Origin of the sequence: Streptomyces sp. NBC_01429, from assembly GCF_036231945.1 — a bacterium.
GTDB lineage: Bacteria > Actinomycetota > Actinomycetes > Streptomycetales > Streptomycetaceae > Streptomyces.
The window spans coordinates 3,761,604-3,785,451 of the sequence record NZ_CP109599.1 but is presented as its reverse complement, the minus strand read 5'-3'; the positions used below and the strand labels follow the sequence as shown (position 1 = coordinate 3,785,451).

General features: G+C 70.6%; 28 protein-coding genes. 13 read left to right on the top strand and 15 right to left on the bottom strand.

Annotation, left to right across the window (positions count from 1 at the left end):
- Positions 1–197: 197 nt before the first annotated feature.
- Complete coding sequence (locus tag OG627_RS16390; protein WP_329072715.1) at positions 198–1,127, bottom strand: NADP-dependent oxidoreductase; 930 nt, start codon at positions 1,125–1,127, stop codon at positions 198–200.
- A 187-nt stretch (positions 1,128–1,314) separates the two neighbouring features.
- Between OG627_RS16390 and OG627_RS16385 the strand changes: the two genes are divergently transcribed.
- On the top strand, positions 1,315–2,496 hold the full coding sequence (locus OG627_RS16385; RefSeq protein WP_329065760.1) for a GlxA family transcriptional regulator: 1,182 nt from the start codon (positions 1,315–1,317) through the stop codon (positions 2,494–2,496).
- Between the two features lie 143 nt (positions 2,497–2,639).
- Here OG627_RS16385 and OG627_RS16380 read toward each other — a convergent pair whose 3' ends face one another.
- Complete coding sequence (locus tag OG627_RS16380) at positions 2,640–3,146, bottom strand: ATP-binding protein (protein ID WP_329065758.1); 507 nt, start codon at positions 3,144–3,146, stop codon at positions 2,640–2,642.
- A gap of 350 nt (positions 3,147–3,496) precedes the next feature.
- Between OG627_RS16380 and OG627_RS16375 the strand changes: the two genes are divergently transcribed.
- A complete protein-coding gene (locus OG627_RS16375; RefSeq protein WP_329065756.1) occupies positions 3,497–4,339 on the top strand; it encodes a helix-turn-helix domain-containing protein in 843 nt (280 codons plus the stop codon).
- Positions 4,339–4,521 (top strand): DUF397 domain-containing protein, encoded by a 183-nt coding sequence (locus OG627_RS16370; RefSeq protein ID WP_443073485.1) that lies wholly within the window; start codon positions 4,339–4,341, stop codon positions 4,519–4,521. Before OG627_RS16375 ends, OG627_RS16370 begins: the two co-directional genes overlap by 1 nt.
- A gap of 94 nt (positions 4,522–4,615) precedes the next feature.
- Here the strand turns inward: OG627_RS16370 and OG627_RS16365 are convergent, their stop codons facing one another.
- Positions 4,616–4,981 carry a DoxX family protein gene (locus OG627_RS16365; RefSeq protein WP_329065753.1) on the bottom strand — a complete coding sequence of 122 codons (366 nt, stop codon included), beginning with the start codon at positions 4,979–4,981 and terminating at the stop codon, positions 4,616–4,618.
- A gap of 107 nt (positions 4,982–5,088) precedes the next feature.
- Between OG627_RS16365 and OG627_RS16360 the strand changes: the two genes are divergently transcribed.
- Together OG627_RS16360 and OG627_RS16355 are read left to right on the top strand one after the other, a co-directional pair.
- Positions 5,089–5,478 carry a winged helix-turn-helix transcriptional regulator gene (locus OG627_RS16360; RefSeq protein WP_329065752.1) on the top strand — a complete coding sequence of 130 codons (390 nt, stop codon included), beginning with the start codon at positions 5,089–5,091 and terminating at the stop codon, positions 5,476–5,478.
- Between the two features lie 43 nt (positions 5,479–5,521).
- Positions 5,522–6,154, top strand: a complete 633-nt coding sequence (locus OG627_RS16355; protein WP_443073484.1) for a GyrI-like domain-containing protein — start codon at positions 5,522–5,524, stop codon at positions 6,152–6,154.
- A 35-nt stretch (positions 6,155–6,189) separates the two neighbouring features.
- Here the strand turns inward: OG627_RS16355 and OG627_RS16350 are convergent, their stop codons facing one another.
- Together OG627_RS16350 and OG627_RS16345 are read right to left on the bottom strand one after the other, a co-directional pair.
- Entirely contained in the window at positions 6,190–6,582 is a 393-nt protein-coding gene (locus OG627_RS16350; protein WP_329065749.1) for a VOC family protein, read from the bottom strand.
- Positions 6,579–6,881 carry an ArsR/SmtB family transcription factor gene (locus tag OG627_RS16345; RefSeq protein ID WP_329065747.1) on the bottom strand — a complete coding sequence of 101 codons (303 nt, stop codon included), beginning with the start codon at positions 6,879–6,881 and terminating at the stop codon, positions 6,579–6,581. The genes OG627_RS16350 and OG627_RS16345 overlap by 4 nt, the downstream gene beginning before the upstream one ends.
- A gap of 154 nt (positions 6,882–7,035) precedes the next feature.
- Here OG627_RS16345 and OG627_RS16340 point away from each other — a divergent pair, with 154 nt between their 5' ends.
- Positions 7,036–7,872: a M23 family metallopeptidase gene (locus OG627_RS16340; RefSeq protein WP_329065744.1), complete on the top strand. Its 837-nt coding sequence runs from the start codon at positions 7,036–7,038 to the stop codon at positions 7,870–7,872.
- A 53-nt stretch (positions 7,873–7,925) separates the two neighbouring features.
- On the opposite strand, the gene OG627_RS16335 is transcribed toward OG627_RS16340, so the two are convergent.
- Together OG627_RS16335 and OG627_RS16330 are read right to left on the bottom strand one after the other, a co-directional pair.
- On the bottom strand, positions 7,926–8,579 hold the full coding sequence (locus OG627_RS16335; RefSeq protein WP_329065742.1) for an ester cyclase: 654 nt from the start codon (positions 8,577–8,579) through the stop codon (positions 7,926–7,928).
- Between the two features lie 110 nt (positions 8,580–8,689).
- Entirely contained in the window at positions 8,690–9,721 is a 1,032-nt protein-coding gene (locus tag OG627_RS16330; protein ID WP_329065740.1) for a medium chain dehydrogenase/reductase family protein, read from the bottom strand.
- 156 nt (positions 9,722–9,877) lie between these two features.
- Here OG627_RS16330 and OG627_RS16325 point away from each other — a divergent pair, with 156 nt between their 5' ends.
- Positions 9,878–10,561, top strand: coding sequence for a TetR/AcrR family transcriptional regulator (locus OG627_RS16325; RefSeq protein WP_329065738.1), 684 nt, complete (start codon positions 9,878–9,880; stop codon positions 10,559–10,561).
- Positions 10,562–10,681: 120 nt separating this feature from the next.
- Here the strand turns inward: OG627_RS16325 and OG627_RS16320 are convergent, their stop codons facing one another.
- Positions 10,682–11,521, bottom strand: a complete 840-nt coding sequence (locus OG627_RS16320; protein WP_329072714.1) for a glycosyltransferase family 2 protein — start codon at positions 11,519–11,521, stop codon at positions 10,682–10,684.
- Positions 11,522–11,937: 416 nt separating this feature from the next.
- Here OG627_RS16320 and OG627_RS16315 point away from each other — a divergent pair, with 416 nt between their 5' ends.
- Both OG627_RS16315 and OG627_RS16310 read left to right on the top strand, forming a co-directional pair.
- The gene (locus tag OG627_RS16315; RefSeq protein WP_329065736.1) at positions 11,938–12,798 is read left to right on the top strand and encodes a helix-turn-helix domain-containing protein; all 861 of its coding nucleotides are present in this window, start codon (positions 11,938–11,940) and stop codon (positions 12,796–12,798) included.
- A gap of 157 nt (positions 12,799–12,955) precedes the next feature.
- Positions 12,956–13,744 (top strand): SAM-dependent methyltransferase, encoded by a 789-nt coding sequence (locus OG627_RS16310; protein WP_329065733.1) that lies wholly within the window; start codon positions 12,956–12,958, stop codon positions 13,742–13,744.
- A 39-nt stretch (positions 13,745–13,783) separates the two neighbouring features.
- Here OG627_RS16310 and OG627_RS16305 read toward each other — a convergent pair whose 3' ends face one another.
- The gene (locus OG627_RS16305) at positions 13,784–13,975 is read right to left on the bottom strand and encodes a hypothetical protein (RefSeq protein ID WP_329065731.1); all 192 of its coding nucleotides are present in this window, start codon (positions 13,973–13,975) and stop codon (positions 13,784–13,786) included.
- A gap of 236 nt (positions 13,976–14,211) precedes the next feature.
- Here OG627_RS16305 and OG627_RS16300 point away from each other — a divergent pair, with 236 nt between their 5' ends.
- Positions 14,212–14,391 (top strand): CsbD family protein, encoded by a 180-nt coding sequence (locus OG627_RS16300; protein ID WP_329065728.1) that lies wholly within the window; start codon positions 14,212–14,214, stop codon positions 14,389–14,391.
- A 167-nt stretch (positions 14,392–14,558) separates the two neighbouring features.
- On the opposite strand, the gene OG627_RS16295 is transcribed toward OG627_RS16300, so the two are convergent.
- From OG627_RS16295 to OG627_RS16270, 6 genes are all read right to left on the bottom strand, one after another.
- Positions 14,559–15,065 (bottom strand): molybdopterin-dependent oxidoreductase, encoded by a 507-nt coding sequence (locus OG627_RS16295; protein WP_329065726.1) that lies wholly within the window; start codon positions 15,063–15,065, stop codon positions 14,559–14,561.
- Positions 15,066–15,411: 346 nt separating this feature from the next.
- The gene (locus OG627_RS16290) at positions 15,412–16,902 is read right to left on the bottom strand and encodes a flotillin family protein (protein ID WP_329065724.1); all 1,491 of its coding nucleotides are present in this window, start codon (positions 16,900–16,902) and stop codon (positions 15,412–15,414) included.
- Positions 16,903–17,006: 104 nt separating this feature from the next.
- On the bottom strand, positions 17,007–17,522 hold the full coding sequence (locus OG627_RS16285; RefSeq protein WP_329065722.1) for a hypothetical protein: 516 nt from the start codon (positions 17,520–17,522) through the stop codon (positions 17,007–17,009).
- 174 nt (positions 17,523–17,696) lie between these two features.
- Positions 17,697–18,698 (bottom strand): PucR family transcriptional regulator, encoded by a 1,002-nt coding sequence (locus OG627_RS16280; protein WP_329072712.1) that lies wholly within the window; start codon positions 18,696–18,698, stop codon positions 17,697–17,699.
- A gap of 454 nt (positions 18,699–19,152) precedes the next feature.
- Positions 19,153–19,830, bottom strand: a complete 678-nt coding sequence (locus tag OG627_RS16275) for an HAD family hydrolase (RefSeq protein WP_329065719.1) — start codon at positions 19,828–19,830, stop codon at positions 19,153–19,155.
- The gene (locus tag OG627_RS16270) at positions 19,827–21,863 is read right to left on the bottom strand and encodes a transketolase family protein (protein WP_443073631.1); all 2,037 of its coding nucleotides are present in this window, start codon (positions 21,861–21,863) and stop codon (positions 19,827–19,829) included. The genes OG627_RS16275 and OG627_RS16270 overlap by 4 nt, the downstream gene beginning before the upstream one ends.
- Before the next feature lie 330 nt (positions 21,864–22,193).
- Between OG627_RS16270 and OG627_RS16265 the strand changes: the two genes are divergently transcribed.
- The 3 genes from OG627_RS16265 (at position 22,194) to OG627_RS16255 (ending at position 23,757) form a co-directional block, all read left to right on the top strand.
- On the top strand, positions 22,194–22,922 hold the full coding sequence (locus OG627_RS16265) for a GntR family transcriptional regulator (RefSeq protein WP_329065718.1): 729 nt from the start codon (positions 22,194–22,196) through the stop codon (positions 22,920–22,922).
- 98 nt (positions 22,923–23,020) lie between these two features.
- Positions 23,021–23,479: a PTS sugar transporter subunit IIA gene (locus tag OG627_RS16260; RefSeq protein ID WP_329065716.1), complete on the top strand. Its 459-nt coding sequence runs from the start codon at positions 23,021–23,023 to the stop codon at positions 23,477–23,479.
- Complete coding sequence (locus tag OG627_RS16255; protein ID WP_329065714.1) at positions 23,476–23,757, top strand: PTS sugar transporter subunit IIB; 282 nt, start codon at positions 23,476–23,478, stop codon at positions 23,755–23,757. Before OG627_RS16260 ends, OG627_RS16255 begins: the two co-directional genes overlap by 4 nt.
- The last annotated feature ends 91 nt before the right edge of the window (positions 23,758–23,848 follow it).

Genomic DNA, 23,848 nt, shown 5'->3' with positions numbered 1-23,848 from the left:
GCGAGAGCCGTCGATAGCGAGAGCTGTCGCTGTCGCGGTCGCGGCCGCGGGAGCCTGGCGGTTACGAGTGTGAAGGTGCGGGTCCCCGGTGGTTCGGGGGCCCGCACTTTCGCGTCTCTCAGGCGTTCGGACCGGGGCCGGGCCCCTGAGCCATCTCGTGAGTCACCCCGTGAGTCACCCCGCCTCAGCGCACGGACTCAGCGCACGGTGATGACCAGCTTGCCCGTGGTACGCCCCGTCTCCCCCTGGACGTGGGCCCGAGCGCCTTCGGCGAGGGGGAAGGTACCGGAGACGTGGGCGCGGAGCCTGCCCCGCTCGACGAGGTCGGCGATGGCGCGCATCCCGGCCTGGTCGTGCTCGACGAGCAGGCCGACCGCGCGGACCTGGGCCTTCTCCGCCGCGGCCGGGGTGTCCGCCGCGGCCGCCAGCAGGGAGACGACGATGCCGCCGGGGCGGAGCACGCTCACGGAACGGGTGGCGGTTTCCCCACCGAGGGCGTCGAGGACGACGTCGTAACGCTCGTCGGTGTCGGTGAAGTCCTCGGAGCGGTGGTCGACGCAGACATCGGCGCCCAGCTCGCGCAGGAAGTCGTGCTTGGGGGCGCTCGCCGTCCCGGTGACGTGCGCGCCTAGCTCCTTGGCGATCTGTACGGCGAGATGACCGACACCGCCGGCCGCGGCGTGGATCAGCACCCGCTGCCCGGACCGGAGGCCCGCGGTGTCGACGAGGGCCTGCCAGGCGGTGAGCGCGGCCAGCGGCAGGGCGGCCGCCTCGACGTGGTCGATCCCGGCGGGCTTGGCGGCGAAGGCGCGGGCGGGGCCGGTCACGTACTCGGCGTGGGAACCGGCCCCGTACGGGTAGGGCAGCATGCCGAACACCTCGTCACCGGGCTGGAAGAGGGTGACGCCCATGCCGGTCTCCACCACGGTGCCGGAGACGTCCCAGCCGAGGGTGAGCGGCGGGGGCGGCAGGAAGAGGCTCAGGGCGCGGTGCTTGAAGTCCGTGGGGTTGAGCCCGGCGGCGTGTACGGCGACGAGGATCTGGCCGGGGCCGGGCGCGGGCCGGGGAAGCTCGGTGAGCCGCAGGACCTCGGGGCCGCCGAGGGCCGTCTGGTGCAGGGCGAGCATGACGGGGGCTGCGGGACTCGGGGAGTTGCGGCTGTCGGGGGTGATGTCAGGGGTGGTGTCAGGAGTGGCGTCAGGGGTGGCGTCAGGGTCGGTGTCAGGGGTGTCCGTTGAAGTCATGCCTTGATCCTGGTCGTACGGTCCCGTCCGGAGCTATGGCAAGAAGGTCATCCTCCGATACATTCTTGCCATGCCCGTTGACCCTGTCACCCGCCGCGCGGCCGAACCGGACGACCACCTGCTGTGCCCGGCCCCGCGGCCCGGCGCCCACAAGGTCGTCGTCCTCGCCCTCGACGGCGTCTATGCCTTCGAACTCGGCATCCCCAACCGGGTCCTGGGGTCCGCGGACGGCCGCTACGAGGTGCTGTCCGCGAGCGTGGACGGGCAGCCCGTGCGTACCGACTCGGACCTGATCGTCACCCCCGGGCACGGTCCCGAGGTGCTGGCCGAGGCGGACACCGTGGTCATTCCGCCGTACGGGATCTCCCGGGCCTCGGCCGCCGCCCCGGACCCGCGGGTCCTCGCCGCTCTGGCGCGGGTCCGCCCCGGCACCCGTCTGGTGTCCATCTGCACCGGCGCCTTTCTGCTGGCCGCCGCCGGTCTCCTGGACGGGCGCCGGGCCACCACGCACTGGGCGCTCACCGACTACTTCCAGGAACTGTTCCCCCGGGTCGACCTCGACGCCGACGTGCTCTTCGTCGACCACGGCGACGTGCTGACGTCCGCGGGCGGGGCGAGCGGTGTCGACGTCTGCCTGCACCTGGTGCGCCGGGACCACGGCAGCGAGGTGGCCAATCAGGTCGCCCGCCGCTGCGTCGTGCCGCCGTACCGGGACGGCGGGCAGGCGCAGTACATCGAACGGCCGGTGCCACCGACGAGCGGCACCGGCACCGGCCCGACCCGCGACTGGGCGTTGCGGCGGCTGGAACTGCCGCTTTCGCTGGACGAGTTGGCCGCGCACGCGGCGATGAGCACCCGTACTTTCGCCCGGCGCTTCGGCGAGGAGACCGGTCTGAGCCCCGGCCGCTGGCTGACCCAGCAGCGGCTGCGGCGGGCGCGGCACCTGCTGGAGTCCAGCGACCTGCCGGTGGAACGGGTCGCCCACGAGGTCGGCTTCGCCACCGCCACCTCGCTGCGACGGCACCTGGCGGCGGAGGCGGGGGTCGCCCCGTCCGCGTACCGGCGCACGTTCCGTGCCTCGGGCCCGGCGACGGCGACTGTGACGGCGGCGACTGTGACGGCGGCGACGTCAGGGCAGCCACTTTCCGCGTCCGCATATACGGGGAATCCGGTGGGCCGGGACGGTGACGTGGACGGGGTTGCGGTGGCAGTGGCAGGTATAGGAGTACGTGACCTCCGGCGCCACGGGTAGCGGCGGCAGCGGGGCGGCGGACTCCTCCTCTCTCCGGTGTCCGGAGCGCCAGTTGGCGGCGTAGAGGATGCCGGTCACGAGGGCGGTGAAGCTGATGCTGAGCGCGACGATGCCCCAGAACCTCTCGTCGACCACGATGCCGGTCAACGTGGGGGACGGGTGGTGGGCTTGGGCTTGGGCTCCGGATGTTGCTGGGGCTGCGGACGGGGGTGGAGGTCGATCTCCGCGTAGACGGTCTTCCCGATGCTCCGTGGCTCGGCGCCCCACCGGTCGGTGACCTCCACGACCAGGGGCAGCCCCCGGCCGAAACACTCCGCGTCCTCGGCGGCCCGCAGGGTCGGCCACCGCTCGCCGCGCGGATCGCTGACCTCGATACGGAAGAGGGCCGGCCGCAGCACGATCGCGACCTGGAAGAGCCGGTCGCGCAGGCATCCGTGCAGCAGGGCGTTGGTGCCGAGTTCGCTGACGACGAGCGCGGTGGTCCAGGCGAGTTCGGGATGCCCCCACTCGGCGATGAGCCGCGCCGTCCGGTGCCGCGCCAGCGACACGCTGCCGCTGACGGGCGTGTAGTTGAACCGGTCCTCGCGCAGGGGCGGTTCCTGCGGCTGGGGGGGGAGGGGGTTTGCCGGGCTGAGGTCATGGACGCGCACCTCCGTGTGCGGTCGGGGAACGGCGGTCGGTCGGGACGGCGGTTGGGAACCGGTGCCGGTAGTGGCCTTGCCCGTACGGGGTGCGCGTGGCGGTGGCGATGCCGTGCGTACGACTGCGCTGGGCGCAGGGCAGGACGGTGCACTTCCACCAAGTGGCGCCGCTGTGCGAGCGGTTGCGTACTGAACGTAGCCGTCGATATGCTCGAAACTCAAGGATTCGGGGAATTTATTCCCCGTAAGGGTGATGGCGCCTCATGTCGGCCGAGGCGCTGACACACTGTGAGCGAGGCGAAGAGGAGGGTGACATGAGGGCAGCCCCTGGATGGACGGGCGGAAGCCGAGTTTCCACCGTGCTGGGCCGCAAGTTGGGCGGAGAGCTGTACAAGCTGCGCGTCGCGGCGGGCAAGAAGCAGCAGGAGGCTTCCGATGCTCTGAGCGCGACTCAGACGAAGGTCGTCAAGATGGAGAGCGGTTCGGTGCCCATGCGGGACCCGGACATCAAGGCGTTGTGCGAGCTGTACGACGCGGACGCCGAAACTGCCGGTCATCTGCTGGAGTTGGCAAGGAAAGACCGGGAGCGGCGCAAAGTGAAGGGGTGGTGGGACGGCACCCAAACCCTTGCCACACAGGTCGAATTCATTGCTACCGAGGACGCCGCGCTCAGTATCAGACAGTGGCAAATGGCCCTCATCCCGGGCCTGTTCCAGACACCCGAATACGTCAGAGCCATGGGAGTTGCCGACCTGTCCTGGGATGACATGGACCGGATCGAGGACGTCGTCGCAACGCGCTTGAAGCGTCAGGCCCGGCTGCACAGCGACGAACCGTTGCAGATCCATGCTGTGATCTGGGAGGCAGCGCTGCGGCAACTCATGGGTGGGCCAAAAGTGATGAGCCGCCAGCTCAACCATCTGTGTGAGCTGGCGCAACTCCCCAATGTGCAGATTCAGGTGCTGCCCTTCCGGGCGGGCGCGCACCCTTGCGTAGGTGGTCCGTTCAGCATCCTCTCTTTTGGAGAGGATGGTGCGGTGGACGTGGTGCACCAGGACACTGCGCGGTCTAGCATCTGGTACGAGGACGCGGCGGAAGGCGCCGACTACGCGGCTCTCTTCGCCCGGGTTGCCGGGTCGAGTCTCTCGCCCTACGACTCAGTCCATTTCATCGACAGCGTCAGCAAGGGATTGAGCGAGTGATGTCGTTCCAGTTCAACAAGTCCAGCTACAGCACAGGTACCAGCGACTGCGTCGAGGTCGCCCGGAACATACCCGGCACCGTCGCTGTCCGCGATTCCAAGAACCGGACCGGCGGCCCGGTCCTCCGCCTCACCCCCGCCGCGTGGCGCGCCTTCCGGGACGGCTTCGGCGTCAACCCGTAGCGCTCGTGACCGGTCAAGACGCTCGCGTGCGCCCCGGGACTGACCGCGCGGCCTGACGGGCTGAAGCGTCGGCGACCGGGGGGAGCCAACGCGGTCAGAGCCAGGCGGTGGCCAGCCACGCCGCCGCCACGGCGGCCACGAGAAGACCGATGTTCAGCCCGATCACCCCCGCCTCGCCCCGGGACAGGTGCAGGACCGTACCGCCGATCTGCACCAGGGCCAGGCCGATGGCCGCCGCGATGGCGAGCCCGACCGCGATCCCGGTGAGGGGCGGGAGGAGGAGGCCGAGCGCGCCGAGCACCTCCAGGCCACCGATGAGCCTGACCTGTGGCATGGGCACGCGATCCACCCAGCCCATCATGGGCTGGAGCTGCTCCTGGCTCTGGACGAGCTTCTTGCCTCCCGCGTAGACGTAGAACAGGGCGAGGAGCGAGGCGACGATCCAGTACGCGACATGCATGAAAGACCCCTCCGTCTCGGTTACGAAATGTAAGTGGCCACATCATGAGTCACTATCGGAACGCCTACAAAAGGCACACGGATGTGAGCAAGGCACAAGGAGCTGTCATGTCGCAGTACGAGCGCACCTGCATGATCCGGGGAGACGGCGGCCGGACGATCCGCGCGGTGCTGGACCGGATCTGCGACAAGTGGACGCTGCTGATCGTGGCCACGCTCGAAGAGGGCCGCATGCGCTTCACCGAGCTGCACCGGCACGTCCCCGGTATCTCACAGCGGATGCTGACGCTGACGTTGCGCAATCTGCAACGGGACGGGCTCGTCTCCCGTACCGCCTACGCGGAGGTCCCGCCGCGCGTCGAGTACGAGCTGACGCCCATGGGGCAGAGCCTCATCCCGCCCGCACTGGCCCTCGCGAGCTGGGCCATCGAACACAACGGGCAGATCCAGGCCAGCAGGGCGGCGTACGGCCCGCAGGGCGAGCCGGCTCAGGAGTGAGTGTGCTGCCGCGGCAGCCGTGCTCGGCTTCAGCCTTCAGCAGGTGCGGAGCATCCTGGACGAGCGGGTGGGTTCCGGGGAGCTGCGCGGGATGCCGAGGCTGCGGCGGACGGATCTCGCGGCGGCGATGGCGGCGGATGCCGTGCGGCTGGCGCAGGTCGAGGCGAGGCTCCGGACGATCGAGAGTGAGGGACTCATGTCTTCCAGCGACGTGGTGGTCAAGCGCATTGCGCCGGTACGGGTGGCGGAGCTGACGGGCACCGCGATGCCCTTCGCGCCGGAGGGGATCGGGCCGGTGATCGGGCCGCTGTACGACGAGTTGGACCGGAGGCTCTCGGCCGCGGGCGTCGCCGCGACGGGCCCGGGGGTCGCGTACTACGAGGTCTCACCGGACGCGGAGGACACGGCCATCGTGCACGCGGGGATGACGATCGCGGCGGAACCCCGGGCCGGCCTCGACTTCGCGGTCGTGGACCTGCCGGAGATCGAGAACGCCGCCACCATCGTGCACCGGGGGTCGGTGGACGAGATCATGTCGAGCCTCCAGGCCCTGGCCCGGTGGATCGAGGCCAACGGCTACCGCTCCACCGGGCATGCGCGGGAGCTGTACCTGGAGTGCCCGGACGACCGCGACCAGTGGGTGACGGAGCTCCAGGAGCCAGTGACGCGGGCCTGACCGCGCGGGGGTGGGGGCGGGTGCGCCCCCACCGGCTACTGCGGCTGTGTCGCGATCTGGATCAGGTTGCCGCAGGTGTCGTCGAAGACGGCGGTGGTGACGGGGCCCATCTCCAGGGGCTCCTGGGTGAAGCGGACGCCGAGGCCGCGCAGGCGCTCGTACTCCGCGTTCACGTCGTCGACGGCGAACTGGGCGAGCGGAATGCCGTCCTTGGTGAGCGCGTCGCGGTAGGGCTTGACGGCCGGGTGGCCGGCGGGCTCCAGGAGGAGTTCGGTGCCGCCGGGCCCGTCGGGCGAGACGACGGTCAGCCACCGGGCCTCCCCGCCCAGCGGGACGTCGTGCTTCTTCACGAAGCCGAGGATCTCGGTGTAGAAGTGCAGGGCCTTCGCCTGGTCCTCGACGAAAACACTGACCAGATGGATCTTCATGGGGTCCTCTCCTCCGGTTCGGATGTGTGGGGCGCGGGCCATCGCTCGGCTATCTGCCGCAGTGGGGCGGTGTTCAGGTCGTGGAACTTGTAGCGCCCCTCCCGCCTGGTCTCGACGAGCCCGGCGGCCTCCAGCACGGCGAGATGCTGGGAGACCGCCTGGCGTGACATGCCGAGCTGATGCTTCATGCTCAGCCGCGAGCAGATCTCGAACAGTGTCTGTCCTGACTTCTCCGCCAGCTCGTCGAGGATGGTGCGGCGGGTCGGGTCGGCCAGGGCTTTGAAAAGGTCGTCGGCCACCACCACAGCATAGGCAAGTGTACGCTTGCCTATCAAGTCGGGGGGCGGCACGTCCCGAGCCGGTTCGCCGTCGGCGGGCGCCGGCCCAGTCGTACCGTTGCCGGTGATGCTCAGCGCGGCACGTTCGTCACGACAACGGGGGAAGGCAGCGACGATGTCCGTTCGCAAACTGATGATGGTGGCTCTCCGGCTGACCTTGGTGGTCTACGCCGCTCTGATCGTCGGGCGGTTGGCCGGTCTGCCGATCGCCTGGTGGGTGGTCCTCGCTCCCCTGGGCGTTCTGCTCGCCCTGAGCCTCGGCCAGGGCGGCCTGGGCCGCAGGAGCCGGGCCGCGCGGGCGAATCCGCCTCCGGCGGTGGAGGTGGCCGTGCCGGTGGCCGGGCGCTGGTCGGTGCTCAACAGCCCGGCGGACAAGGTGCCCAGCCACGGCACCCACGGCTACGGCCAGACGTACGCCATCGACATCGTCGCCGAACCGGCCCCCGGCGCCCGCCCGCACTTCTCCCGGCTGTGGCCGGTCGCCCGCCGCAACGAGGACTTCCCCGCCTTCGGCGAACCGCTCCTCGCCGTGGCCGACGCCACCGTCGTCCACGCGACCGACCGCCGGCGCGACCACCTCAGCCGCAACTCCCTTCCCGCCGTGGCCTATCTGCTCCTCCTGGAGAGTGCCGCACGCGAGATGGGCGGGGCCGGTTTCATCGTCGGCAACCATCTCGTACTCGACCTCGGCGGCGGTACGTACGCGATGTACGCCCACCTCCAGCGCGGCTCCCTCCAGGTGCGGGCGGGGGACCGGGTGCGGGAGGGGCAGGTCCTGGCCCGCTGCGGGAACTCGGGCAACTCCTCCGAACCCCATCTCCACTTCCAGCTGATGGACCACCCCGACCTGGACGTGGCGCACGGCATCCCCTTCCGCTGGCGCGACATCGGTGTCCCGGCGAACGGCGAGGTCTTCCGGACCGATGAGCCCGCCGCGCGGGAGGCAACGTGACCCGCTGGGGAACGTGACCCGCTGAAGAACGTGCCCCGCCGCTGGTGTGCCGGTCAGCCCACCTGGAGCTGGCCGAGCAGCTCCAGGGTGTCGCTGTTGAGCCAGTACTCCACGAACTTGCCGTCCTTCATCCGCAGGGTGTCGGTGCCGGTGAAGGTCACCACGGTCCCGGGCTCGGCCTTGGCGCCGGGGAAGCCGCCCGCGTAGGTGCCGGTGACCGTCCACCGGACGGACGCGTACTTGCCGTCGACCAGCGGGCGCACCTCCTCACTGAAGTACAGGTCGGGGAAGGCCGCGCGGATCTGGCCGATCCACGCCACCACGCCTTCGGCGCCACGGATGGAGCCGCTGTCGCTGCCGTCCATGAGGGCGGCGTGGACCCGGAAGTCGGGGGAGATGATGCGCGGCGCCTGGGAGGAGTCGCCGTTCCAGAGCCGGATCCACGCGTCGAGCATCGCCTTCGGGTTCTTCGCGTCTCCGTGGTGCGCCTGCCCGACGGCCGTGTGCTGGATCGTGGTCGTCTGCGCGGCCTTCGGCGAGGTGTTCGCGGCGGCGACGGCCGAGACGGAGGCCGTGGCGGTCAGGGCCAGGACTGCGAGCGCGGCGGGGACCAGCAGCCGTGCCCGGCGGCGCCCGGTGGTGGTGCGGGCCGAGGTCGCGGCGGTCGAGGCAGTGGTGGCGGCGTTGGTCGTCGTGTGGTCGGTCATGGCGGTTCCTCGCGTTTCGGGCAGGTGAGATGAGGTGAGCGGGATGGAGCGGGTGGAGCGGCTGGAGAACCTGGAGCGAGCGGAGAGTTGGAGCGGGAGGAGCGACCGCGCTACGGGTGCAGGACGACCTTTCCGGCGACCGTGCCGGACTCGGCCAGCTTCATGGCCTCGGCTACGCGGCTGAGCGGCAGTTGGGCGGCTATCCGGGCGATGACGTCACCACGCTGGACGGCCGCGAAGACCTGGGTCAGGTCGGAGCGCAGCTGGGTCCTGAAGCGGTTCTTGCCCAGGGCGCGGCCGGCCCAGATGTTGTAGAAGTAGGCCCGCCGGCCGTTGGGCAGCGTGTTCCACAGCCACACCCGGCCGAGCAGCTTCATCACGGGCCACTGCTTCGAGCCCTCGTCGTCCCGGGTGGACGCGCTGCCGTACGAGACGAGCGTGCCGCCGGGCGCGAGGAGGTGCCAGGAGTCGATGAGGCCCCGGCCCCCCACGTGGTCGAAGACGGCGTCCACCCCTCCGGGCGCCAGTTCGCGGACCCGCGCGGCGACGTCCTCGGTGCGGTAGTCGACGGGGGCGACGCCTTGGTCGCGCAGGGCGTCGTGGTGGCGGGCGGACGCCGTGCCGATCACCTTGACGCCCGCGGCGCGGGCGAGCTGGACCAGGACCGAGCCGACACCGCCGTTGGCCCCGTGCACCAGGACCGTCTGCCCGGTGCGGATCCGTGCCTTGCGGTGCAGCATCTGCCAGGCGGTGATGCCGTTGACCACCATGGTCTCCGCCTCGGCCGCGCCGATCCCGTCCGGCACCCGCACCGCGTCCGCCGCGTCGACGAGCACGTGGCTGGCCCAGCCGCCGACCTTGACCATCGCGGCCACTCGGGTGCCGGTCAGGCCGGGCTCGACGCCCGCGCCGGTCGCCGCCACCCTGCCGACCAGGTCGTAGCCGGGCACGAAGGGGAACGCCGGCTGGTCGTAGTACCGGCCGCGGCGCATCTGCTGTTCCGCGAACGAGACCCCGGTCGCCTCCATCCGGATCACGATCTGCCCCGGACCCGGGGCAGGGACGGATCCGTGCCGGAGCTGAAGTCCTTCCGGCGCCACCTTGCCCGGCAGGACGACCTCGACGAGTCCCTCGGCGTTCATGACGACCTCCACAGCGTTCCGCGTTCGGTTCGGTTAGTTGCTCTCTCGTTCGTTATAAGTTGTAACGCACGGATCCGGAGAGTGTCAAGAAGCTTCGTGATAGCTTCTAACTATGCCTTGATGGTGTAGTCACGAAGATGTCGAAAGGAGCTGGTCATGGCGGCACCGAGTACGAAGACCCCGCGTGAGCGCTACCGCGCGCAGGTACGCGCTGAGGTCAAGGAACGCGCGTGGGAGCAGATCGCCACGGCGGGGGCGTCCGCGCTCTCGCTCAACGCGATCGCCAAACTGATGGGCATGAGCGGACCCGCGCTCTACCGGTACTTCGCCAGCCGGGACGAGCTGATCACCGAGCTGATCAGGGACGCGTACCGAAGCCTCGCCGACACCATCCGGGCGGCCTCGGAGCCCGACCCCGGTCTGGCCGCGCTGGCGCGCGCGCTGCGCGGATGGGCGCTGGCGGATCCGCAGCGGTACTTCCTCATGTACGGGACCCCGGTGCCCGGCTACCACGCGCCCGACGACACCACCGTGATCGCGTCCGAGATCATGGCGGGCCTGCTCGCCGCCTGCGAGGCGTCGGCCCAGGACGCCGCCCCCGCGACGCCGGTTTCCGACAGTCCCGGGACGGCGCTGGAGACGCACCTCGAAGAGCAGCTCGAAGGCCACCGGCCATGGGCGGCGGACCGGCAGGCCGCGCCCGAGGTTCTGCACCGGGCCCTGACCGTCTGGACCCGGCTGCACGGTGCGCTGTCCCTGGAACTCTCGGGGCACTTCAACGGGATGGGATTCGACCCGGAGCTGCTCTTCGAGGCCGAGCTGGCCGACCTGATTCCGTAGCCGCACATGCCGCTTACGCGAGCCGCACATGCCGCGCACGCGTTACGCGGCCGCGTAACGCGTCACCGGCCGGATGGGTCGGTCAGATGGATCGGTTGGATGGACTGGTCGGACGGTCGTTCAGATGACCGGCGGCCGGCCCAGCGCCGTCATCCGCCGTACCGTCCGCCAGCGCATCGGCCGCCGCGTTCCGCACGGTGTCCGCACGCCCTCGAAGAAGCCGCCGAACCACGCCTTCAGTCCGCTCACCGACCTCGTACGGGCCAGCGTGAGCAGGATCCACGTACCGAGGTAGGCCGGTACGAGGAGCGCGGGCAGATGCCTGCGGGCCAGCCACACCCGGTTGCGGGCGGTCATCCGGTAGTACTCGGCGTGCCGCGCCGGTGAGGTCCTCGGGTGCTGGAGGACCAGCTCCGGCGCGTAGAGGATCGTCCAGCCCGCGTCCAGCGCGCGCCACGCGAGGTCGGTCTCCTCGTGCGTGAAGAAGAACGCGTCGGGCCAGCCGCCCGTCCCCTCCAGCATCGGCATGGACAGCGCGTGCCCGCCGCCGAGGAACGTGGTCACCTCGCCGCCGCGCATCGGGTCGTCCACGCGCAGCCGCGGCACGTGCCGCCGCTGGGTGAGGCCGGTCTCGTCGGCGATACGGAAGCTGACGATGCCGAGCCGGGGGTCGGCCTCGTACAGATCGGCGACGCGGGTGATCACATCGGCCTCGATGAGCAGGCCGTCGTCGTCCAGATTGACGAGTACGTCCACGTCACCGGCCGCGCGGAGCTTCTCCATGGCGACGTTGCGCCCGCCGGAGACGCCGAGGTTCTCGGGCAGCTCCACCCCGGTGACGCCCTCGGGCAGCTCGGGCAGCGGCGCGCCGTTGCCGACCACCACGATCCGGGTGGCCGCCTCCTGCTGCTTGGCCACGGAATCCAGCAGGGCCCGCAGCTCGACGGGCCGGTTGCCCATGGTCAGCACGGCCACACCCACACGCGGTCGGGACACGTCCAGATCACTCCAGCATTCAGTAGGGCGTCGGGCTCCGGCCGAGGCACCGTACGGCAGAGGACCGATGCTAACCGGCAGCCGTCGTTCAGCGGTCATCGGAAGGTGCGCGGACCGACGCTCCCGGTTCATCTTCGTGGCGTAATGAGGGCGTCATGAGCGGCGTAATGAGCCGGCGTGAGCCTCCCGGACCTCGGTGGACATGGGCGCTGATAGCTGCGCTGATGTCGGCGCGGGCGTCGGCAAGTACGACCTTTCGGGCATCGGGGCCGGGCTTTGCCAACAGCTCACGATCCCGCAATCCGCCCGTGATCCAGCGTCGTGTCCCTGGTCACGCCGCTGTGGCAAACTGCCCGCATGGTGGTGCCCGGGGGTCTGGTGTGAGCGAGCCGCGGCCTGCCCCGACCATCGGCCAACTGGTCCTCGGCAAACAGCTTCAGACACTTCGCGAGCGGGCCGGCCTGGACCGGAGCCAGGCGGCGGGGCTGTTGCGCGTCGCCGCCGCCACCGTACGCCGGATGGAGACCGCCGAGGTCGGTTTCAAGATCCCGTACATAGAGATACTGCTCCGGGCGTACGGCCTTCCCGAGGACGAGGTGACCACCTTCCTCCGGCTCGCCGACGAGGCCAACAAGCCCGGCTGGTGGCAGCGGTTCCACGATGTCCTGCCGGACTGGTTCGGCGGCCACGTCAGCCTCGAAGAGGCCGCCAAGACCATCAGGGGATACGAGCCGCACTACGTGCCCGGACTGCTCCAGACCGAGGACTACGCCCGCGCGGTCCTGACGTACGGCGAGGTCGGCCGCAGCGACCGCGCGCGGATCGAGCGCCATGTCGCCCTGCGCATGCAGCGTCAGTCGCTGCTCACCCGGCCCGGTGCCCCGCATTTCTGGGCCGTGCTGGACGAAACGGTCCTGCACCGCCGGGTCGGCTCGGCGGACGTCATGCGGGCGCAGTACGACCGGCTGCTGGCGGCGGCCGAACTGCCGAACGTGACGCTCCAGATCGCCGAGTTCGCGGCCGGGCACCACCCGGGGACGTACAGCCCGTTCGTGCTGTTCCGTTTCGCCGTTCCCGAACTGCCCGACATGGTCTACGTCGAGTATCTGACGGGCGCGCTCTATCTCGACAACCCCGCCGAAGTCTCGGAGCACGTCGAGGCGATGGACCGCATGGTGGCCCACGCGGAATCCGCGCGCAGGACCCGGCAGATCCTCGCTGATTTCCGTAAGGAACTGTGATGGCGGACCCGGCGTGTTCCGAGGGTTCCCATCGCACCGCACCTCACGGCACCGCACCTCACGGCACCGCATCGCACCTCGCCCCACCACAGCGAACGAGCCACCGCACCAGGTACCTCGTCGAATTTCACGTCGGACATCGCAACGGAGTTTCCTCATGACGGCACGCACCCCGAAGCCCCAGGTCGACACCAGCAAGCCGCATCCGGCGCGTGTCTACGACTACCTGCTCGGCGGCAAGGACAACTACGTCGTCGACCAGGAGGTGGGCAAGCAACTGCCCGAGGCGTCGCGGCGCGACTCCCGGCTGAACCGGGAGTTCATGCACCGCGCCGTCGCGTGGGTGGCCCGTGAGGGGATCGACCAGTTCCTCGACATCGGTACGGGCATCCCCACCGAGCCGAATCTGCACCAGATCGTCCAGGGGATCGCCCCGAAGTCCAGGGTCGTGTACACCGACAACGACCCGATCGTCCTGCGCCACGCGGAAGCCCTGCTGATCAGCACGCCGGAGGGCGCCACCGACTACATCGAGGCCGATGTGCGCCGGCCGCAGGAGATCCTCGACCACGCGCGGGGGATCCTGGACTTCAGCCGCCCCGTCGCGCTGTCGCTCATCGCGCTGATGCACTTCGTCCCGGACGAGGACGACCCGTACGGGATCACCCGGACCCTGGTGGACGCGCTGCCGTCCGGCAGCGTCCTGGTCTTTTCGCAGGGCACCGCCGACTTCCAGCCGCAGAGCCTGGTGGGGCGGGTCACCAATACGTACGGGAAGGGCGGCATCTCCCTGCGGCTGCGTACGCACGCCGAGGTCCTGCGCTTCTTCGACGGGCTCGACCTGGTGGAACCGGGACTGGTGACGGCCCCGCACTGGTACCGGGACACCCCGGCCCCCGCGGACGAGCAGAGCTCCTTCTACGTGGGAGTCGCGCGCGTCCGCTGAGACCGTTTGGCGGGGTCCTGGGGTCCTGGGGCCGTCGGGTCAGAAGGAAGTGTGGTGGTGCGGCGCGCGCTGCGCCGGCGGCTTCTGGAGGCGGCGGCGGTGGCGGTTGTGCGAGCCGCCCCGTCGCCTGGGCAGGGCGTCGGTGTTGTTCGCCTTGACCGGTCGGGCGAGCAGCAGCGCGGTGATGATGGCCACCGCAACTCCCAGGATGGCGAGCGTGATCACAGACATGGGTCCCGCCTTTCGCATCGCGTGTCTCGTCTGTCGTCTGTTCTGTGTCTGTCGTCTGTCGTCGTTCGCTACAGCGTGTTACCTGTCCTCGATCATGTAAACGCGCTGTGTGACCGATTGAGGGTGAACTCACCCGTGCGGACGTATCGCCAAGGGGCGGTGTTTGCGTGCGGAGTTGCCGGGCACCTGGTCTGTCGTCAGGGATTGAGCCTCACTCAAGAAGGAGAGCGGCCGGCATGAGCGACAGCAACGAGAAGAAGACTTCCGCCAAGGTCGACCAGGTCAAGGGCGCCATCAAGGAGAACGTCGGCCGCGCGGTCGGTAACGAGCGCCTGACCGCCGAGGGCCGCGCCGAGCGCGCCAAGGGTGACGTTCGTCAGGCCGGCGAGAAGGTGAAGGACGCGTTCAAGCGATGAGCGCGGCGTACAGAGTCTTCGGCCGGGGAAGTCCGCGAGGTGACTGTACGTGCAGAGCGTGTGGGTGATGGCCCGGCGGATGAGCTTCCTGCCGGGCCATCGCCCTGTCCGGCGGCCCGCACCCGCACCGCACCGCAGCGCATTGCACCGCACCTGGCGTGCGCGTCTCAGTGCGGCGCGGCGTACGCGCCCACCCACACCCGCGTGATCGCGCTGACATAGCGCGCCCCGCAGCGGTCCGAGGGCACCACCAGCTGGCTGCCCGCGCACTCCAGACTCCGCCCGTCCATGGCCGTGGCCAGCAGGATCGGTACGTTGCCGAAGTCCGCGTCGATCTCCGCCCAGGACAGCACCGTATGGTGTCCGTCCCCGCCGGTGACGGCGAGCAGGAAGCGCGAGCGGTCCTTGCGGCGTCGGGCGTCGAAGACCGGCATCGCGTCGTCCACCACCTCCCGGAGCAGCGGCCCTTCGAAGGTGTGGTGGCGCGGCCCGCTGGTGGCGCAGTCGAAGACGACCTCGGCCCGCCGCTGGTCCCATCGCTCGCGCAGATCGGCGACGGTCAGCGCGGCCGGATGTCTCACCTCTCCCCGGAGGAGGAGCGGACCGGCGACGCGGGACGGTGGGCCGAGCCCTACGGGTTGGCCCTGAGGGCTCGGTCTGCTCGGTCTGCTCATCAGAATCCCCCTCGGGAGGTCCGCTGAGAGGTCCGCGTGGCGGCTGCGTCCAGGTGATGCCCAGTGGCCGGCCCGCGGAACCGCGGACGGCTCGGATACGAGCCAACGGTGCCTTCGGGCCTCGCTCTTGTGAGGCGAAACCGGTCGATCAGCTGGCATCTGAGCATGGGCCGGGATCTCGGCATCGGTCGGTATCCGAGCATCGGCCGGGATCCGAGCAAAGGGGCCCGGCCGGCTTTCCCGCCGACCGGGCCCCACCGTTCCGCTGTCGCGTAACGCCTACCGCTGACTGCCTACTGTTCTACTGCTGACTGATCACTGCTTACCGCCAACCGCGTGCGGCTGGTCAGTCCGTGACCTCGACCCGGCCGTTGTTGGCCGACTTGTCGCCGCCACCGGCGCCCGTGTCCGCGGCGCCGTTGGTCTCGCTCGCCGCCGGGGCGGACGCCGACGGGATCAGCGCCGTGCCCTTGCCCGCGGTGATGCCCTTCAGCAGCTCCGCGAGGTCGACTCCCGTGGTGGCGCTGAGCAGTTCGACGCCCTGCGCCACGTTGTCCGCGACCGTACGGGCCAGCTGGCCCGCGCCGTCCGTGGAGATCACCGTCATCTTGTCGACGGCGCTCAGCGGCTCGGACGCCTTCGCCACGACGGTCGGCAGCACCTCGACGAGCATCTGGAGGACAGCCGCGTCGCCGTACCGCGCGAACGCGTCCGCCTTCTTGTGCATGGCCTCGGCCTCGGCCGCGCCCTTGGCGCCGATCGCGGCGGCTTCCGCCTCACCCTCGATCTGCACGGCGGCGGCGAGCGCGGCGCGGTGCGCCTTCTCGCCCTCACCGGTGAGACGGGAGCGCTCGGCGTCGGCCTCGGCCTGCTTGACCAGGCCGACCCTGCGGGCCTCGGCCTCCTGCTCGGCCTGGTAGCGCGCGGCGTCGGCGGGCTTACGGACCTTCGTGTCCAGCTCGCGGTCGGTCAGCGCGGCCTGGCGCTCGGCGACCTTCTCGCGCTCCATGAGCACGTCCTGCTCACGGGCGGCCTGCGCCAGCGGACCCGCGGCGGCGGCACGCGCCGACGCCTCGTCCGTCTCGGCCTTGATCTCGGCCTGCTTCAGCTGGAAGGTCCGCTGGGCGATCGCGATCTCTTCCTCGGCCTTGAGCCGCGCCTGCTCGGCGGCGCGCCGGGAGACCGCCTCGGCGATGTCGGCTTCCTGCTTGGCCCGCGCGGCCTCGGGACGGCCGAGGTCCTCCAGGTAGGAACCCTCGGTGGTGATGTCCTGGATCTGGAAGGCGTCGAGCACCAGGCCCTGGCCGGAGAGGCTGGCCTCGGCCTCCTCCGCGACCTGTCCGGCGAACGCGGCCCGGTCACGGATGATGTCCTCGACCGACATGCGGCCGACGATGGAGCGCAGCGCGCCCGACAGGACTTCCTGGGTGAAGCCGACGATGCCGCCCTGCTGCTGGAGGAAGCGCTGGGCCGCGGCCCGGATCGAGTCGTCCGTGCCACCGACCTTGACGATCGCCACGCCTTCGAGGTTGGCCTTCACCCCGCGCAGGGTGACGGCGCCGCGTACGGAGATCGGGATGTGCCGGCTGGACAGGTCCAGCGTGAACTTCTGCTGGACGAACGGGACGACGAAGACGCCGCCGCCGACGACGACCTTCTGGCCGCTGTTGTCGACGGAGATCTGGCCGGTGTTCGGGTCGGTCGACTTCTTGCCGCGCCGGCCGGTGACGATGAACGCCTCGCTGGGCCCGGCGACCTTGTAGCGCGTGATGACGACAAGAGCCAGCAGGACGACGAGTACGACGACCCCCAGCACTGCGATGACGACTGGACTCATGTATCTCTCCCTTGCCTCCCGCGGGACGGCAGTTGTGAACGGTGCGCGCGGGACCTCCCGCGCGACATGCGGGCCGAGCGTGCGTGCGCTCGTGGGTGCTCCGGTCAGCGTTCGACAGGGCGTACCGAGACGGAACTGGCCGACAGGGTCTCCTCGACCCAGACCTCCGTGCCGTACGCCACCGGCTGTGCGCTCTTCGCGGAGAACTTCATCGGCTGACCGCCGAGCCGCAGCAGCACCTCTCCGTATCCCGTGGCCGGAATCGCCGTGACCACCGTCCCCGAGCTGCCCACCAGGTGGCTGCCGCTCGGTGTGACGGACGTCTGGTCACGCATGAGTGCTTTGCTGAACTTCCAGGTCAGCCACCCGGCACCGACACCTGCCGCCACCCCCGCGGCGGTGGCCGGTACGGTACCGAGATTCGTGGTGCCGAGGACTATCGCGCCGCCGAAGCCGAGCATCGATACGAAGCCGGCGATCACCGGCAGCGACAGAAGGCCGTCGAAGAGTCCGTCCAGCACGCCGACTCCGTCGAAGAGCCCTTCGAGCACCCCGTCGAAAATCAGTGACAGGACGAGCAGAACAATCCCCGCGATGCCGATTCCCAGAAACAAGGTCATCGGATCCACCTCCCCCTCTGCCGCAGTTTCCTCGGTCAGGACTCCATAGTCGCATCCCGCACTGACATTCGGCACTGCCGTATTCCGGCAGTCTTAACGCGTTCTTGATGCCGAGTGGTACCGACCGGAGCGGGACCGGGCCGAGGCCGGGGCGAGAACCGGGCGACGCAGGGGTCAGGGCGACGTTTCCGGCCAGCCCATCAGCCTGGCCCCGATCACGGCCGTCTGCAAGGTGTAGCGATGCGTGGGATCGGCCGGGTCGGCGCCGGTGAGCCTGTGGATCCTCTCCAGGCGGTACGTCAGGGCCCGTACGCTCAGTGACAGCCGCCGCGCCGCCTCCGCCGCCACACACCCCGCGTCGAAATAGGTCGTGAGCGTGTCGATCAGCGGCTGGGCCCCGCCCCGCGCCGCCTCCAGCGGGCCGAGCGTCCCCACGACCAGCTCGGTCATGGCGTGCCGGTCCCTGGTCAGCACCGGATAGACCAGCAGATCGGCCGCGCGCAGGAGGGGTTCGTCCATGCCGAGCCGCTCGGCCAGGTCAAGGACGTTCAGCGCCTCCTCGTACGACTGCACCACCCCGCCCACCCCCGGCTGCGGGCGGCCGACCGCGACCCGGCCGCCGTCCGTGGCCGCGAACGCCTGCTTGGCGAAGTAGGTGAGCATCTCTCCCTGGTCGCCGGGGGCTATGCACACCATCCGGCCCGCCTTGGTGGTCAGCAGCACACTGCGGTCACCGAACCGGCCGAGCAGCGCCTGCTCCACGGCGCGCGGTACGGCGTCCTCCTCGTCGTACGCGACGAACCCCTCGGCGACCGCCACGGCGTGCTCGTACGAGAGGCGCAGCCCGAACCGTTCGGCGCGCTCCGCCAGCCGGCCCAGGTCGCTGCGCCCGTACAGCAGGTCGTCGATGAACTCGCGGCGCGCCGCCGTCTCCTGCCGTACGGCCAGCCGCTGCGCCCGTTCGTACCCCTCGGCGAACGCGTCGACCGCCTGCTCGACGGCGGCGAGCACGCTCTCGGGCGACCCGGTGTCGGGCCAGTGGACGCGGGCGGCGGCGAGGTGCGCGCCGACCAGCGCCCGCAGCTGGAAACCGGCCTCGGCGGCCTGCTCGCCCAGCGCCCGCCGGGAGAGCAGCTCGGCGCGCGTGAGCCTGCGGCCGGTCAGCGAGGCCGCCATGAGGATCGGGGCGTACCCCTCCAGGAAGTCCTCGGGAACCCCTCGTCCGCCCGGCCCGCCCTGCCCGCTTCCGCCGGTCGCGCCACCCGGGTCACCCGCGCCGCTCCCGCCGTTGCCGCCGGTTTCGACTGTCACGCCTGCCCCCGGTCCTTTGATGAACGGTTTCTCTTGAACCGATCTTGTCAAACGGACTGCCGGTGCCCGACGGCCGCTGCCTCGGTGCCCGATGACGGATCGGGGATGACGCCTGCCCCCCATGGTGCGCCGATGCCGCTGAGGAGTGCGACACCTCGGGGGCAAACGGCGTCCCATGGGCCGCTCCATGGCCGGTTCCGCTCCCCGCGTACGGCCGACTCGGGGGAGTCGTGAACCGGAGTCGTGAACCGGAGTCGTGAACCGGAGTCGTGAACCGGAGGTGTGAACCGGGGGTGTGAACCGGGAGCGTGAACCCGCGTCAGGACGGCGGAAGACCGAGCCGGGCGTGGAGTTCGGCGAAGTCCTCGATCACGCCCTGACCGGCGTCGGCCAGGGCCGTCCGTGGGGTGGGGCCGCCCGCGTAGCCGATGACCGGCATGCCCGCCGCGAGCGCGGCGGCGACCCCGGCGGGGCTGTCCTCGATGACGAGGCAGCGGTCCGCGGGGACGCCCAGGGTGCGGGCGGCGTGCAGGAAGAGGTCCGGGGCGGGTTTGCCGTGTTCGACGTCGTCGGCGCTGAAGACGCGGCCGGCGAAGCGTGCCCAGAGGCCGGTGACGGTCAGGGAGTGCTCGATCCGTTCGTGCCCTCCACTGGAGGCGACGCAGTAGGGGACGCCGCCGCCGTCGAGCGCGTCCAGCAGTTCCCGTACCCCGGGCATGGTGTGGGGACGGGCGGTGAACGCGTCGCGCACGCGGACCCGGTAGGCGTCGAGCCAGTCGGGGCCGACCGGGGCCGTGGCGTGGGCCCTTATCTCCGTATGGAGGTACGACTCGGGGCGGCCGAGGAACCGTTCCCGCACCTCGTCCGCCGTCAGCGGCCAGCCCGCCTCGGTGGCCATCTCGGCGACGACGGCGGGGCCGATCCGTTCGGTGTCGACCAGCACGCCGTCGCAGTCGAAGACGACGAGATCCACGCTCCCGTCCACGGAAGTGCTCACCGGGATCCGGCGGCGTCGACCGACTCCAGCGCCGCCGCGACCACCGCGTCCCGGGTCATGCCCATGGCCGTCAGCGCGTCGGACGCCGAGGCCGAGAGACCGAAGCCGTCGATCGTCACGGCGCGGCCCGCGTCACCGATCAGGTCGTGCCAGCCGAAGACGGACGCCGCCTCGACCACCACGCGGGCGCGGACGGACGGCGGCAGCACCGCGTCGCGGTACGCCGCGTCCTGCTCGGCGAACCAGTCCTTGCACGGTACGGAGACGACCCGCGCCGCGATCCCGCGCTCGGCGAGCGCCGTGCGCCCGGCCAGCGCGAGCGCCACCTCGCTGCCGCTGGCCAGCAGGACGACATCGGCCGTCTCACCGGCCCCGGCCACCACGTATGCCCCGCGCGCCACACCCTCGCGTACGGCCTCGGTCGGGGTCGGCAGCACCGGCAGCGCCTGGCGCGCCAGCACCAGCCCGACCGGCCCGGGACGGCCCGCGCCCGGCCGGGCCAGCGCGCTCAGCCAGGCGGCGGCGGTCTCGGCCGCGTCGGCCGGGCGGACCACCGACAGCCCCGGCATCGCGCGCAGCGAAGCGAGGTGTTCGACCGGCTGGTGGGTCGGGCCGTCGGCGCCGAGCGCCACCGAGTCGTGCGACCAGACGTGCACGACGGGCAGCCCCATCAGGGACGCGAGCCGCAGCGAAGGACGCTCGTAGTCGCTGAAGACGAGGAACGTACCGGCGAAGGGGGAGTCGTAGCCGACGATGGCGATGCCGTTCAGCGCGGCGGCCATCGCGTGCTCCCGAACACCCCAGTGGATGTTGCGGCCAGCGAGCCCCGCCTCGTCCGCCGGGAGGAAGGAGCCGCCCGCCTTGATCGTCGTACGGTTGGAGTCGCCCAGGTCGGCGCTGCCGCCCCACAGTCGCGGCAGCCGCTCGGCCAGCGCCTGGATGACCTGGCCCGACGCGTCGCGCGGCGCGATCCCGGCGCCCGGCTCGAAGACCGGCAGCGCGTCGGCGGCCTCGGCCGCGTCGACCGGGCGGATCGCCCGCTCCCGCGCGGCGGCGCGCCCGGGGTGGGCGGCGGTCCACTCGGCCAGCGCCTTGTCCCAGGCCCGGTGCAGTTCGGCGCCCCGGCCCAGCGCGCGACGCGTGTGCTCCAGGACATCGGCCGGTACGGTGAACGGCTCGTCCGGCACGCCCAACAGCGCCTTGGTGGCGGCGACTTCGGCCGCGCCCAGCGGCGCGCCGTGCGAGGCGGGCGTGTTGACGGCGTTCGGCGCGGGCCAGGCGATCTGCGACTTCAGCACGATCAGGCTGGGCCGGCCCTCGTGCGCGCGGGCGGTGGACAGCGCGCCGTCGAGGGCGTCGGTGTCGATGTCGCCGTCGGCGCCCAGACCCACGGTCTGCACGAACCAGCCCTGCGCGGTGAAGCGCGCGGCCGTGTCCTCACGCGTCGTCAGATCGGTGGAGCCCTCGATCTGGATGCTGTTGTCGTCCCAGACGACGACGAGGTTGTCCAGGCGGTGCCGCCCGGCCAGCGCTCCGGCCTCGTAGGAGATGCCTTCCTGGAGGTCGCCGTCGGAGCAGACGACCCAGACGGTGCGGGCGGGGATGCCGGTGGTCGCGTTGTCGCCGCCGTCCGTGACGTCACCGCCGTTCGTGACACCGCCGCCCGTGAACCGCCCCTCGTCCCGCTTGAGCGCCATGGCCATGCCGACGGCGGTGGCGACGCCCTGGCCGAGCGGCCCGGTCGTCATCTCGACGCCGGTGGTGTGGCCGAGTTCGGGGTGACCCGGCGTCAGGGAGCCGAGCTGCCGGAAGCGGCGCAGGTCGTCCACCTCCAGCCCGTACCCGGTGAGGTGGAGCTGCGTGTACTGGAGGATGCTCGCGTGCCCGCAGGAGAGGACGAACCGGTCGCGCCCCTCCCACGCCGCGTCCGCCGGGTCGTGCCGGATGTGCCGCTGGAACAGCAGATGCGCGACGGGCGCGAGTGCCAGCGCCGTACCGGGGTGACCGGAGCCCGCCGACTCGACGGCGTCCATCGCGAGCGCGCGGGCCACGGCGATGGCGCGGTGGTCGGCCGCGCCCAGCACGGACCGGTCGCTCGAACTCGAAGAGGACGAGGACGAGGACGGCGACTGCGACGGCGGCTGTGTCGGTATGGCGGCGGTCACGGCAGCTCCTTGGGGATCATGTCGTCTTAGAGATCATGTCGTCATGATGACTTTGGACAACGTAACCCATCACCGAAAACCCGATCCGGGCCAGTTGAGGCGTCCGGAGTGTTACGCGGAAATTGCCTATTGACGTCTTCTGGGGTTCTGGTCATTATGACGTCTTGATGACGCAAGGACTCGATGAGGAGACCACGGATGGCCGAGCACAAGTACGCCAAGGTGCGCGACCATCTGCTGCGCCGGGTGAGCGGTCTTCCCGTGGGCGGACAACTCCCTCCGGAGGCGGCGCTCTGCGAGGAATACGCAGTGAGCCGCATCACACTGCGCCGCGCGGTGGAGGAGCTGGTCAATGACGGCCACCTCATCCGCGAGCACGGCCGCGGCACCTTCGTCACCCGGCCCCGCTACGCGCTGAAGCACCGTGAGCGGTTCGTCAGCGAGGTCACCGGCTTCTTCACCCAGATGAGCCGGCAGGGGCACAGCGTCACCTCCGAGGTGCTCACCCAGAAGCGGATGCGGGCGGGCGCGCGGCTCGGCGCCGCGCTCGACATCAGCCCGGCCGCCTCCGTCATACGGCTGGAGCGGCTGCGCCGGGTGAACGGCGCGGTGCACCACCTCGCCGAGTCGTACGTGGAGGAGGAGCGGTTCGAGGACGTCCTGACCGCGGACTTCTCCTCCACCTCCCTCTACGCCTACCTGCGGGCGCACCACGATGTGCTGCTCGCGCGGAACGAGATCGTCGTCGGGCTGCACGAGTGCGACCGGCGGGAAGCGGAGCTGCTGGGGGTGGAGGGCGGATCACCCCTGCTGCTGGCGACATCGCGGGTGTTCGACCTCAACCGAAAACCCGTGATCCACGGGACGTCGAAGTTCCTGCCGGCGACGGCCGAGCTGTCCTTCGACATCATCGCGGACGCCGAGTAGCGGGAGCACGGGTCCGCCCACGGCTCCCTCTCTCGCCCCTCCCACGCCCCCTCCACTCGACTCCCTCCCGGCACTCTTCTCATACGTACGGAGATCACATGCTCAGCGAACTGCTGACCGAGGAGAAGATACGTTTCTCCAGCGACAGCCTGACCTGGCGGCAGGCCGTGACCCAGGTCGCCGAACCGCTCCTCGCGGCCGGTGACATCACCCCCGGCTACGTGGACGCGATGATCGACTCGATCGCGGCCGGCGGTACGTACATCGACCTCGGTTACGGGATCGCGCTCGCCCACGCCCGCCCCGAGAGCGGCGCCGTCCGTACGGCCATCTCGATGCTGCGGCTCACCGACGGCCCCGCTCCGCTGCTCGACCAGCCGGAACACGCCGTCGACCTCTACTTCTGCTTCGCGGCGGTCGACGCCGCGGCGCACACCCAGGCGATGTCCTCACTCGCCCGCATTCTGTCGGACACGGAGACCCGCGACGCCCTGCGCGCCGCGGCCTCCGCGGCCGATGTCACCAAGTTGATCACTCGATTCGAGGAGGACCGATGAAGTTCCTGGCCATGTGCAGCACCGGACTCGGCAGCAGTTTCATGGTGCGGATGAACATCGAGGACATCGTGCGTGAGCTTCAGCTCGCTGATGTCACGGTGGAGCACTGCGACATCAGCTCGGCCGGTCCGGAGAGCGCGGACGTCTTCTTCGTCGCCAAGGACCTGGAGGAGGCGACGACCGGACTCGGTGACGTCGTCGTCCTCAACAGCATCATCGACAAGGACGAGCTGCGCGAAGCGGTCAAGGCCGCCGCCGTACGGCACGGAGCGCTCTGATCCGGTGCCAGGCGCGAGGAGCACTCGCGAGTCCCCGCTTATTACCACCCCTCACACCGCACCACCCTCAAGGAACGTCCTGACCCGCCCC

Bases quoted from the DNA above. Each gene is read 5' to 3' on its own strand.
- OG627_RS16305 (WP_329065731.1), bottom strand. From the start codon at position 13,975: ATGTCTGTGATCACGCTCGCCATCCTGGGAGTTGCGGTGGCCATCATC.
- OG627_RS16360 (WP_329065752.1), top strand. From the start codon at position 5,089: ATGTCGCAGTACGAGCGCACCTGCATGATCCGGGGAGACGGCGGCCGG.
- OG627_RS16280 (WP_329072712.1), bottom strand. From the start codon at position 18,698: ATGGCGGCCTCGCTGACCGGCCGCAGGCTCACGCGCGCCGAGCTGCTC.
- OG627_RS16255 (WP_329065714.1), top strand. From the start codon at position 23,476: ATGAAGTTCCTGGCCATGTGCAGCACCGGACTCGGCAGCAGTTTCATG.
- OG627_RS16340 (WP_329065744.1), top strand. From the start codon at position 7,036: ATGTCCGTTCGCAAACTGATGATGGTGGCTCTCCGGCTGACCTTGGTG.
- OG627_RS16320 (WP_329072714.1), bottom strand. From the start codon at position 11,521: ATGGGCAACCGGCCCGTCGAGCTGCGGGCCCTGCTGGATTCCGTGGCC.
- OG627_RS16365 (WP_329065753.1), bottom strand. From the start codon at position 4,981: ATGCATGTCGCGTACTGGATCGTCGCCTCGCTCCTCGCCCTGTTCTAC.
- OG627_RS16260 (WP_329065716.1), top strand. From the start codon at position 23,021: ATGCTCAGCGAACTGCTGACCGAGGAGAAGATACGTTTCTCCAGCGAC.
- OG627_RS16385 (WP_329065760.1), top strand. From the start codon at position 1,315: ATGCCCGTTGACCCTGTCACCCGCCGCGCGGCCGAACCGGACGACCAC.
- OG627_RS16330 (WP_329065740.1), bottom strand. From the start codon at position 9,721: ATGAACGCCGAGGGACTCGTCGAGGTCGTCCTGCCGGGCAAGGTGGCG.
- OG627_RS16310 (WP_329065733.1), top strand. From the start codon at position 12,956: ATGACGGCACGCACCCCGAAGCCCCAGGTCGACACCAGCAAGCCGCAT.
- OG627_RS16265 (WP_329065718.1), top strand. From the start codon at position 22,194: ATGGCCGAGCACAAGTACGCCAAGGTGCGCGACCATCTGCTGCGCCGG.
- OG627_RS16390 (WP_329072715.1), bottom strand. From the start codon at position 1,127: ATGCTCGCCCTGCACCAGACGGCCCTCGGCGGCCCCGAGGTCCTGCGG.
- OG627_RS16285 (WP_329065722.1), bottom strand. From the start codon at position 17,522: ATGACCTTGTTTCTGGGAATCGGCATCGCGGGGATTGTTCTGCTCGTC.
- OG627_RS16295 (WP_329065726.1), bottom strand. From the start codon at position 15,065: ATGAGCAGACCGAGCAGACCGAGCCCTCAGGGCCAACCCGTAGGGCTC.
- OG627_RS16290 (WP_329065724.1), bottom strand. From the start codon at position 16,902: ATGAGTCCAGTCGTCATCGCAGTGCTGGGGGTCGTCGTACTCGTCGTC.
- OG627_RS16270 (WP_443073631.1), bottom strand. From the start codon at position 21,863: ATGGACGCCGTCGAGTCGGCGGGCTCCGGTCACCCCGGTACGGCGCTG.
- OG627_RS16300 (WP_329065728.1), top strand. From the start codon at position 14,212: ATGAGCGACAGCAACGAGAAGAAGACTTCCGCCAAGGTCGACCAGGTC.
- OG627_RS16370 (WP_443073485.1), top strand. From the start codon at position 4,339: ATGTCGTTCCAGTTCAACAAGTCCAGCTACAGCACAGGTACCAGCGAC.
- OG627_RS16335 (WP_329065742.1), bottom strand. From the start codon at position 8,579: ATGACCGACCACACGACGACCAACGCCGCCACCACTGCCTCGACCGCC.
- OG627_RS16325 (WP_329065738.1), top strand. From the start codon at position 9,878: ATGGCGGCACCGAGTACGAAGACCCCGCGTGAGCGCTACCGCGCGCAG.
- OG627_RS16350 (WP_329065749.1), bottom strand. From the start codon at position 6,582: ATGAAGATCCATCTGGTCAGTGTTTTCGTCGAGGACCAGGCGAAGGCC.